Origin of the sequence: Streptomyces corynorhini (assembly GCF_003346515.1) — a bacterium.
In the GTDB taxonomy this organism is placed as follows: Bacteria; Actinomycetota; Actinomycetes; order Streptomycetales; family Streptomycetaceae; genus Streptomyces; species Streptomyces corynorhini.
On sequence record NZ_QQNA01000086.1, the window covers coordinates 1 to 9,935 of the forward strand.

Sequence of the window (9,935 nt, forward strand, 5' to 3'; positions counted from 1 at the left end):
CAGACCGCCGGACCGCACCCGCCCGCCCTCAGACCGCCCCCGGTGCCGGGATGTGCGCCGCCCCCGCCTCGTACAGCGCGTGTGCGGCCCGCATCACCAGCGCGTCCCCGTGCCGGGCGGCCACCAGCTGGACCCCGATGGGCAGCCCGTCCCCGTCCACCCCGCACGGCACGCTCACGGCGGGCTGCTGGGTCAGATTGAACGGATAGGTGAACGGGGTCCACGACGTCCAGCGCCGCTGCCCCGCCCCCCGACCGCCCGCGCCCCCGGGCGTCTCCACCCCCGCCGCGAACGCCGTCAGCGGCAGGGTCGGCGTCACCAGCAGGTCGTACGACGCGTGGAACCTGCCCAGGCGCCGCCCCAGCTCCATCCGCGCGTCCACCGCGGCCAGATACTCCAGCGCGCTGTACCGCTCACCCGCCGCGACGATCTCCCGCAGCCCCGGATCCAGCAGCTCCCGCTGCTCCTTGCCGAACGACTGCGTCAGCCGCGCCGCGCCGCCGAACCACAGGGTGTGGAACGCCTCCACCGGATCGCTGATGTCCGGATCGGCCTCCTCGATGTACGCGCCCAGCTCCGCGAGCCTGCCCACCGCCCGCCGCACCGCCGAGGCCACCGCGGGCTGGACCGCGACCTGGCCGCCGAAGGACGCCGAGTAGGCGATCCGCAGCCCCTTCACGCCCTTCGCGCCCTCCGCGAGCGCGTCGCCGAGCGCGGGCGCCGGGGCGAGCTGCGACCAGTCCCGCCAGTCGGCGCCGCTGATCACATCCGTCAGCAGGGCCGTGTCCGCCGCGTCCCGCGCCATCGCGCCCGCGTGCGCCAGCGTGCCGAACGGGCTCGACGGATAGAGCGGCACGCGCCCGTACGTGGGTTTGAACCCGAAGACTCCGCAGAAGGACGCCGGGATCCGCACCGAGCCGCCGCCGTCCGTGCCGATCGACAGCGGCGCCGCCCCCAGCGCCACCGCCACCGCGCTGCCGCCGCTCGACCCGCCCGAGGTGCGGGTGAGGTCGTACGGGTTGCGCGTCACCCCGGTCAGCGGTGAGTCCGTGACCCCCTTCCAGCCGAACTCGGGCGTCGTCGTCTTCCCGACGAGCACCGCGCCGTGCTCGCGCAGCCGCGCCACCGCCGGCGCGTCCTCCTCCCAGGAGCCGGCCGCCCGTACGGTCCCGGAGCCGCGCAGGGTCGGGCCGCCGCGCTGGAGGAAGAGGTCCTTCACGGAGACCGGCACGCCGTCCAGCAGCCCCTGCGGCGCGCCCGCCCGCCACCGCCCGGCCGCCGCCTCCGCCTGAGCGAGCGCCGCTTCGGAATCCACCCGTACGAACGCGTTGACCAGCGGCTGGACGGCCGCGATCCGGTCCAGTACGGCCCGGGTCGCGTCGACGGGGGAGAAGTCGCCCCGCGCGTACCCCGCGAGGAGCTGCCGCGCGGTCAGCCGGGTGAGGCCGGTGGGATCGCCGGGGTCGGTGGGGGCGGTGGGAGTGGTCACGTCGGTCGGGTCGCTCGGGAACGCGTGATCAGTCATGCATGGGGACGTACCCACGTTTCTTGTCCACCACGTTCGAAAGGGGCTTTCCGGCCGCCCAAAGTTCATAAAGCTCGACGAACTGTTCCCCCAACCGGTCGCGCCAGCCCACCGTGTCCCCGCTCATGTGCGGCGAGACGATCAGCCCGGGTACGTCCCACAGCGGGCTGTCCGCGTCGAGCGGCTCCCGCTCGAAGACATCGAGCGCGGCGCCCGCGATCCACCGCTTCGAGACGGCGGCGATCAGGTCCCTCTCCACGACGAGTCGGCCGCGCCCCACGTTGACGAACCGCGCCGACGGCTGCATCAGCCCGAACAGCCGCGCGTCGAACATCCCGCGCGTCGCGTCCGTCAGCGGCGCCGCGCCGATCACCCAGTCGGCCCGGGTGACCAGCCGGTCCAGCTGGTCGGCGCCGTGGATGCCGGGCCGTGCCGTACGGCCGGTGACCGCGACCGTCACGCCGAGCGCCCGCAGCGTGTGCGCCACGGCCCGGCCGATCGGGCCCGCGCCGACCACGACGGCGCGGCTCCCCGCGACCCGCAGCCCCTCACGATGACGCCAGCGTCGCTGCCGCTGCAGCTCCAGCGTGCCCGGGAGGTCCTTCGCCATGGCGAGCACCAGCCCGGCCACGTACTCGGCGATGGGCTCCTCGAAGATCCCCCTGGCGTTGGTGACGACCGTGTCGGAGGCGACCAGCTCGGGGCAGAGCAGCCGGTCCACCCCGGCGCTCGCGGTGTGCACCCAGCGCGGCCGCGGGCCGCCGCCCGGCCAGGCGTGCCGTACCGCGTCGGAGGTGAAGTCCCAGACCAACAGGGCGTCGGCGAGCGGCAGCGCCGCGGCGAGACCGGCCTCGTCGGTGGTGGTCACCCGCGCTCTGCCGGTGAGCCGTCCGAGCCGCGGCGAGGAGGGGGAGGGGCCGGCCTGTTCGAGGACGAGGAGAGTGGGGGACGCCATGGGGGAGGTGCCCTTCTGCCGAGGCCGTGACGGCCGGATGTCCCGCCGGGTCGCGCGCGGGATCCCCTGCTGGATTCCTGCCGGATTTCCTGCTGGAAAAATCCGTGCAACGTCTGAGATGTGGCGATTGACCACGTTGGCACCTGGCTCCTAACGTCGTCAACAAGAAGCGTATAAGGGGGCCAGCCATGGAAGTCTCCTTTCTGGGTGGACCACAGCCGCAACGTGGTGTCGGCGTGGTCGCTCCGTTCGATTTCGCACTCGATCGCGAACTCTGGCGATGGGTGCCCGACGAGATCTCGCTGCGCGTGACCAGAACGCCCTATGTGCCGGTCGAGGTCTCCCTCGATCTCGCCCGGCTGGTCAGCGAGCACGAGACGCTCCGCGAAGCGGTAAGGGCGCTGGGCGCGTCCGAACCCGAGGTCATCGCCTACGCCTGCACCTCCGGCAGTTTCGTCGGCGGCCCGCTCGCCGAACGGGCCATGTGCGAGGAGATGAGCCGCTCCGGCGAGGTCGACTCACTGACCACCACCGGCGCGCTGGTCGAAGCGCTGAGAGAGCTGGGAGCCACCCGGATCGCGCTGGTCACGCCCTATACGGAGTCCGTCACCCAGTCGCTGGAGGACTATCTGGCCGAGGTCGGGGTAACGGTCACGGGACGCGCTTTTCTGGGGCTGACCAGGGATATCTGGAAGGTGCCGTACCGCTCGGTCATGGATATGGCGCGGCAGGCCGTCGTCGGGGCGGCCGACGCGCTCTTCATCAGCTGTACGAATCTGCCGACGTACGACGCGATTCCTCAGTTGGAGGCCGAGCTGCGGATGCCGGTCCTGTCGGCCAACCAGGTGACGATGTGGGCGGCGTTGCGCAGACTCGGCGCGCAGGCCGTCGGCCCGTACCAGGAACTGCTGATGGACCGGCGCCGCTCCGAACCGCTGCTGCGGCCCGTGCGGGAAGCGCCGCAGGCCCCGCCCGCGGAGTCCCTCCCTCCGATCGCACCGGTGGGACCGGCGCAGGCGGGCCTGGAGGCGGACGCGCTGCCCCTGCCGGACGATTCGGAAGGATGGACATGACGACCGTCGGATTCCTCTACCCCGGCCACTCGGCCGAGGACGACTATCCGCGCATCGAGGTGCTGCTCGACAGCGACATCAGGCTGCCCCTCGTCCACACCGACATCGGCGAGGACGCCCACCGGGTCGACGCGCTGATCCGGATGGGCGAGGACGAGCGGCTCGCCACGGGAGTGGAGGAGCTGCGGCTGGCCGGCGCGGAGTCGGTGGTCTGGGCGTGCACCAGCGGCAGCTTCGTGTACGGCTGGGACGGCGCGCGGGAACAGACCCGCGCCCTCGCGGGGGCGGCAGGACTGCCCGCGTCGAGCACGTCCTTCGCCTTCGCCCACGCCGTAGGGGAGCTGGGCGCCGAGCGGGTCGCCATCGCCGCGACGTATCCGGAGGATGTCACCGGGCACTTCACGGCGTTCCTCAAGGCGGCCGGGATCGAGGTCGTCGCGGACCGCGCCAGCGGCATCATCACGGCCGCCGAGGTCGGGACCTGGGGCCGGGACCAGGTGCTGGAGCTGGCGCGCGCGGGCGACCACCCGGACGCGGAGGTCGTGCTGCTGCCCGATACGGCGCTGCACACGGCGGCGTACCTGCCGGAGCTGGAGCAACTGCTCGGCAAGCCCGTCCTCACGGCGAATCAGGTGACGGTCTGGGAAGGGCTGCGGCTGGCGGAGCGCAAGGCGTGGGCGCCGAGGCTGGGGACGCTGTTCGCGAGCCGGGAACGGTGAGCCGCTGACGGCGGCCGGGGTTCCCGGACGAGAGCTTGGCGGATCCACCGTCGGAATGCGCGCCGGGAACCACCCGCGGAAATCCGCCCTTGGAATCCGCCCCCTGAATCCGCCCCCCTGAATCCGCCGTCGGGAATAACCGGAGCGACCCTCCTGTTGGAGACGAACTGTCAGTGAGTTGTCTTCACACAGTTGTCTTCACACAGTTGTCTTCATGCGCGGGAGGGTCTGACCGGTGGACGAGGCGAGCCGAGGCACGACGGCCGACACGAGCGGCGGTACCACGGGCGAAACGGCGGCGGACGCGCCCCGGGAGTCCGCGGACGCGATCCGCGGCACGGCGCGTGGCAGCGCCCCCGTACCCCTGTCCGTACTGGACCTGGTCACGGTGGGCAGCGGCTCCACCGCCACCCGCTCGCTGCGCACCAGTGTCGAGCTGGCCCGACTCGCCGAGCGCAGGGGCTACCACCGCCACTGGGTCGCCGAGCACCACTCGATGCCGGGCGTCGCCTCGTCGTCCCCGGCGGTGATCCTGGCCCACCTCGCCGCCCACACCGAGCGCATCAGGCTCGGATCCGGCGGCGTGATGCTGCCCAACCACGCGCCCCTGGTGATCGCGGAACAGTTCGGCACCCTGGAGGCCCTCGCCCCCGGCCGCGTCGACCTGGGCCTCGGCCGCGCCCCGGGCACCGACGGGGCCACGGCCGCCGCGCTGCGCCGTACGGACCGGCTGAACGAGGGCGCGGACGACTTCCCGCAGCAGCTCGCCGAGCTGACCCGCTTCCTGGACGACGACTTCCCCGACGGCCACCCGTACGCCCGTATCCACGCGGTGCCCGGACCGGTCCAGGGACCGCCGGGACGGCCGCCGGTCTGGCTGCTCGGCTCCTCCGGCTTCAGCGCCCGGCTGGCCGGGATGCTGGGGCTGCCGTTCGCCTTCGCGCACCACTTCTCCGCCCAGAACACCGTCCCCGCGCTGGACCTCTACCGCGAGTCGTTCCGCCCCTCCGGGGTGCTGGACGCCCCGTACGCGGTGATCGGCGTCGCGGCCCTGGCGAACGACTCCGAGCGCGAGGCCCGCAGGCAGGTCCTCTCCGGGGCGCTGGCCATGGTCCGGCTGCGCACCGGCCGCCCCGGGCTCGTACCGACACCGGAGGAGGCGGAGGCGCACCGGTTCAGCGCCATGGAGCAGGAGTTCGTGGACGGCTGGCTCGTCAATATCGTCCACGGCACCCCGGACCAGGTGCGCGACGGTCTGAACGACCTTCAGAAGCGCACGGGCGCCGACGAGCTGATGCTCACCGCCCAGTCCCACGGCGGTGCGACGCGGCTGCGCAGCTACGAGCTGATCGCGGACGCGTACGGCCTGCCGACGACGGGCTGATCTCCTCCCCCCGCTCCTCCCCCCTCTCCTCCCTCACGGCCCGGGGCGCACCAGCGCCCCGGGCCGATTGTCAGTGCCTCCTCGTAGCGTTCTCGTAGTGGGTGCGGCGGACAGGTCGCCGGGCCCAACGTGGGGGAGAGGTCTGCCATGTCGCGTGCCACGACGTATCTGGAGCTGTCGCAGGAAGGCGCGGGAGCGCACAAGTTCTACGAGGTGACCGTGGAGGGCACGGTGGTCTCCGTGCGCTACGGACGGATCGGTGCCGACGGCCAGTCGCAGGTCTCGTCCTTCCCGACCGAGGAGAAGGCGCGGGCCGCCGCCGCGAAGAAGGTCGGCGAGAAGGTCCGCAAGGGATACGCGCCCGCGGTCCAGGGGCAGCGCGCGGCGCGCCCGGTGACGCGCCGCCAGGTCACCTCCGCGCCCTCGACGTCCCGCTCGGTCGCCCCGGTGCTGTGGCGGTTCCGTACCGGCTCCTCGGCCTTCGGCATCCACATCGACGAGGACCGCTGCTGGGTGGGCAATCAGGCGGGGGACGTCTACACGCTGAGCCACGGCGGCGAGGTGCTGGCACGCTACGCGCTGCCCGACGGCGTCAAGTGCCTGGTGGCGGACGACTTCTGGATATACGCGGGGTGCGACGACGGCAAGGTGTACGACCTGTCGTCGAAGCTGCCCTTCGCCGCGTACGACATCGCGGCCGACGTCGACATCTTCTGGCTCGACATCCGCGAGGGCGTGCTCAACGTCTCCGACCGCGACGGCGGGCTGACGGTCATCGACCACGAGGACGAGCACCAGTGGTCCCGCAGGTCCGCGGGCGGCAGCGCCTGGATGGTGCGCGCCGACGAGCGGGCCGTCTACCACGGGCACGGGAAGGGCGTCACCGCGTACGAGCCGGGAGGCTCCGGCGAGCTGTGGCACACGCCGACGACGGGCGGGGTGCTGTTCGGCTGGCAGGAGGACGCGTCGGTGTACGCGGGCACCTCGCGCCATGTCGTGCAGCGCCTCGCGAAGGCCACCGGCGCGGTCGAGGCGACGTACCGGTGCGACACCGCCGTCTACTCGTGCGCCACCGCGCCGGGCGGGCGCTACGTCTTCGCCGGTGACAGCTCCTCCTCGGTCTACTGCTTCGACGCCGACGGGACCAGGCTGTGGAAGCTGGGCACGGGCGGCGGCTCGGCGCTCTCCATGCAGTATCTGGACGAGAAGCTGTACATGGTCACCACCGACGGCTCCCTGGTCTGCGTCGACGCGAGCACGAGCGCCGTCACCGCCGCCCAGCAGGGCACGGTCCCGGTCGCGATGGACGTCAAGTCGGCCGCCGCGCTGCCCACGTACACCCCGGCGACCTCGGTACGGACGGTGGCGACCGTCTCCTCGGCGGCGGCACCCGCGGGCGGGGTGGTGGTGCAGTGCGTCGACGACGGTGGCGGCCGGCTCCGCGTCCACGTCGTCTCGGACGGCTTCGAGCCCACCTGGAACGTCCAGTTCCCGCGCGGCATCCGCGAGGTCGGCACCCGGTACGTGGTGGAGTCGCTGCACCCGGCGCAGGGAGGCTTCTACCGGGTACGGGGCGAGATACGGCGGCTGGTGTGAGCGGGGCCGGGGCCGAGGCCGTGGGGGCGGCGGGTCGCGCGGGGACGGCGGGCCCTGCGGGGACCGCGGGGCCCAGGCGGGCCGCCGGTCAGGCGTGGTTCGCCGCGACCGCCACGATCATCTCCGCGATACGTTCGGGCGCCACCGGCCGTGAGAACAGCCAGCCCTGCCCCGTGTCGCAGCCGATCCGCTGGAGCCGCGCCGCCTGACCGGAGGTCTCCACGCACTCGGCGGTGACCGTCAGCCCCAGCCGGTGCGCGAGCTGCACCAGCGCCTCGACGATCGTCTCGTCCGCCGGACTCGGATGCGCGCCCTCGTCGTAGCGGAACCCCCGTACGAAGGAACCGTCCAGCTTGAGGACCGAGACGGGCAGTCTGCTCAGATAGGCCAGATTGGAGTAGCCGGTGCCGAAGTCGTCGATGGCGATCCGCACCCCCATGTCGCTCAGCGCCTGGAGCGCCTGGAGCGGGCGGCCCGCCGAGCCCATCACCGCGGACTCGGTCAGCTCCAGCTGCAGCAGCTTGGGCGCGAGCCCGGTCTCGCCCAGGATCTCGGCGACATCGGTCACGAGGTCCGAGTCCCAGACCTGGCGCACGGCCACGTTGACGCTGACGAACAGCGGCGCGGTGTCCGGATGGTCCAGCTGCCAGCGGCGCGCCTGGCGGCAGGCCGTGCGCAGCACCCACCGGCCGAGCTGCACGATCGAGCCGTCCTCCTCGGCGATACCGATGAACCGATTCGGCGCCAGGGTGCCGAACTGCGGATGGTTCCAGCGCACCAGCGCCTCCACCCCGCGCACGACACCGTCCGCCATCCCCACCAACGGCTGGTACTGGAGGACGAACTCCTCGCGCTCGACAGCAGGTCGCAGCGTGGAGGTGAGCGCCTGGCGGGTCATCCGGTGGGCGTTGCGCTCCGGGTCGAAGAGCGTCCAGCGGGCCTTGCCGTCGGCCTTCGCCCAGTACAGCGTGGTGTCCGCGGCCTGCATCAGACCGGTCGGGGTGGTGCCTTCCGCCACCCGCTCCACGACGCCGATCGACGCCGAGACCGAGAGCCGCTGGCCTGCCAGGTCGAAGGGGCGCTGGAGCGCGACGAGCACGGAGCGGGCGAGGTCGGCGAGTTGCTCCGTACCGGTGGAGTCCTCGACGAGGATGGCGAACTCGTCGCCGCCGAGCCGGGCCACCAGATGGCCGCCGTTGCGGGTGTAGCCGTCGTGGTCGGCGCACTCGGTGAGCCGGCTCGCCACGGCGGCGAGCAGCCGGTCGCCGACGCGGTGGCCGAGGGTGTCGTTGACGGCCTTGAAGCCGTCGAGGTCGAGGTAGCACAGACCGATCCGCCCTGTTCTGCCATCGCCTCCGCCATCCCCGTACGACCGGCGGCCCGGCCCGTACACCGCGGCGCCGGTGCCGATCCCGATCCCGGCGCCCGTGTCGCAGGTCGACGCCTCCAGCGCCGAGGCGAGCCGCTCGAAGAACAGGGTCCGGTTGGGCAGCCGGGTCACCGAGTCGTGCATCTGGAGGTGCCGCAGCCGCGCCTGGAGTTCGCGCCGGTCGCTGATGTCGGCGATCGACAGCAGCACATTGCCGCTCTCGGGCACGGGCGCGACGGTGACCTCGACCCACAGCGTCCGCCCGTCGGCGTGCTTGAGGCGGCGGGTGCAGCGGAAGCGGGAGCGCCGGTTGTCCAGCACCTGCCGGTAGGAGTGCCAGGTGCGGCTGTCCGAGGCGAGGTCGACGAGGTCGGCGGCCGACTCGTGGCACAGCGCGGCGGGCTCCGTGCCCAGCAGCACGGCCAGCGCGTCGTTGGCACTGATGATCGCGCCCTCGTGGTCGATGACGGCCATGGCGAGCGGGGCCACCTGGAACGCGGCGTGGTAGTCGCGCAGCGCGCGGACCTCGGACTCGCGGCAGGGTCCGGAGCGCGAGCCGGAGCCGGGGTCGGCGGCCGACGGCTCTCGCGGCTCGCCGGGGTCGCGCTGCTCCTGCTGCTCGGCGGTGGTTCTACCGAGGGTGTGACGTTCTGTGATCGGGTGGCGTACGGTGCCGGCCGCCGCGACTGCCGCCGGCCGCGGCCCTTCGGAGGTTCCGCTCACGGCTCGCTCCCGCGGTGCAGTGGTGTCGTACAGGGGGGTCGGGACGGGTCAGCCAGAGAAAGTGTGCCGATCATAGAGGGATGCCGGGGGGCCATTCCAGCTTCTGGACAGGGAAGCGGGCCACGGAAAGCCGCGGGCAACTGATTGAACGATCGTTTCTGCGCGCCTGGCCTTGGCGGACTCCCCGCCGAATGATCGCGAACGACGGTGACTTTCCGTAAGAGCCGGGGTGTCGTGGGGTTCGCCGTGTGCTGACGCCGTGGTGACGGTGGTGAGCGTGGTGCTCGCGGTGATGAAAGTGATCGAGGTCGCGATGGTGAGGGCGATGCCGTCGGCGGCGACGGGGGCCGCATGGGCCGAGGGGGCGTCGGGGGCGGTAGGGGGGGGCAGTGGGGGCTAAGGGGCCAACGGGGGCGGCGGGACAGGGCGCCGGGGGGCGCCGGTCGTGGTGGCGGGGTGGTGTGCGTGCTCACTCATGTGGGGCAGCGGAACAGGGCATATCACCTCAAAATCACACAGGGTGGGGTGTGGTGTCCCCCATCCCGTAGCCGGAGGTCGACGTGGAGCGTCCGCAGCCACCCGGGGCGGTGG

The 9,935-nt window shown here is 72.6% G+C and carries 7 protein-coding genes; 4 read left to right on the forward strand and 3 right to left on the reverse strand.

Annotated elements, in window-relative coordinates:
• Nucleotides 1–28: 28 nt before the first annotated feature.
• The gene (locus DVH02_RS12640) at nucleotides 29–1,525 is read right to left on the reverse strand and encodes an amidase (protein ID WP_114623886.1); all 1,497 of its coding nucleotides are present in this window, start codon (nucleotides 1,523–1,525) and stop codon (nucleotides 29–31) included.
• Nucleotides 1,518–2,480 carry a D-2-hydroxyacid dehydrogenase gene (locus DVH02_RS12645; protein ID WP_114623887.1) on the reverse strand — a complete coding sequence of 321 codons (963 nt, stop codon included), beginning with the start codon at nucleotides 2,478–2,480 and terminating at the stop codon, nucleotides 1,518–1,520. The genes DVH02_RS12640 and DVH02_RS12645 overlap by 8 nt, the downstream gene beginning before the upstream one ends.
• A 188-nt stretch (nucleotides 2,481–2,668) precedes the next feature.
• Between DVH02_RS12645 and DVH02_RS12650 the strand changes: the two genes are divergently transcribed.
• The 4 genes from DVH02_RS12650 (at nucleotide 2,669) to DVH02_RS12665 (ending at nucleotide 7,252) form a co-directional block, all read left to right on the forward strand.
• Nucleotides 2,669–3,553 (forward strand): maleate cis-trans isomerase family protein, encoded by an 885-nt coding sequence (locus DVH02_RS12650; RefSeq protein WP_114623888.1) that lies wholly within the window; start codon nucleotides 2,669–2,671, stop codon nucleotides 3,551–3,553.
• Nucleotides 3,550–4,272, forward strand: a complete 723-nt coding sequence (locus DVH02_RS12655; RefSeq protein ID WP_199566257.1) for a maleate cis-trans isomerase family protein — start codon at nucleotides 3,550–3,552, stop codon at nucleotides 4,270–4,272. Before DVH02_RS12650 ends, DVH02_RS12655 begins: the two co-directional genes overlap by 4 nt.
• Nucleotides 4,273–4,600: 328 nt before the next feature.
• Nucleotides 4,601–5,656, forward strand: coding sequence for an LLM class flavin-dependent oxidoreductase (locus DVH02_RS12660; RefSeq protein ID WP_233518193.1), 1,056 nt, complete (start codon nucleotides 4,601–4,603; stop codon nucleotides 5,654–5,656).
• A gap of 147 nt (nucleotides 5,657–5,803) precedes the next feature.
• A complete protein-coding gene (locus DVH02_RS12665) occupies nucleotides 5,804–7,252 on the forward strand; it encodes a WGR domain-containing protein (RefSeq protein ID WP_114623891.1) in 1,449 nt (482 codons plus the stop codon).
• Nucleotides 7,253–7,340: 88 nt separating this feature from the next.
• Here the strand turns inward: DVH02_RS12665 and DVH02_RS12670 are convergent, their stop codons facing one another.
• Nucleotides 7,341–9,344 carry a putative bifunctional diguanylate cyclase/phosphodiesterase gene (locus tag DVH02_RS12670; protein WP_114623892.1) on the reverse strand — a complete coding sequence of 668 codons (2,004 nt, stop codon included), beginning with the start codon at nucleotides 9,342–9,344 and terminating at the stop codon, nucleotides 7,341–7,343.
• Nucleotides 9,345–9,935 lie beyond the last annotated feature (591 nt).